We start from the raw sequence: 326 nt of genomic DNA on the forward strand, positions 1-326 counted from the left end.
CTCATCACCAGCACCCGGACCCATATCGATAATCCAATCGCTGTTGCTAGCGACTTGCATATCATGCTCAACCATAATCACCGTATTACCAGTTGCGACCAGCCCATTTAACTGTGCCATCAGCATCGCGACATCAGAAGGATGTAAGCCAGTCGTTGGTTCATCGAGCACATACAGCGTATCGCCGCGCTGGGTACGCTGCAGTTCGGCAGCAAGCTTGATGCGCTGTGCTTCGCCACCAGACAACTCGGTTGCTGGTTGCCCAAGTCTTAGGTAGCCAAGCCCAACTTTTAGCAAGGCATCTAAGGCGCGCATTATTGGGGCAT

Annotated in this window: 1 pseudogene; it reads right to left on the reverse strand. The window is 52.8% G+C overall.

The features are described 5' to 3' along the window. Positions 1-326 (reverse strand): annotated as a pseudogene (locus tag AAEZ05_RS28040) (excinuclease ABC subunit A); the annotation flags it as partial.

It is taken from the genome of Pseudomonas sp. HY13-MNA-CIBAN-0226, assembly GCF_040310305.1.
Taxonomy (GTDB): domain Bacteria; phylum Pseudomonadota; class Gammaproteobacteria; order Pseudomonadales; family Pseudomonadaceae; genus Aquipseudomonas; species Aquipseudomonas gregormendelii.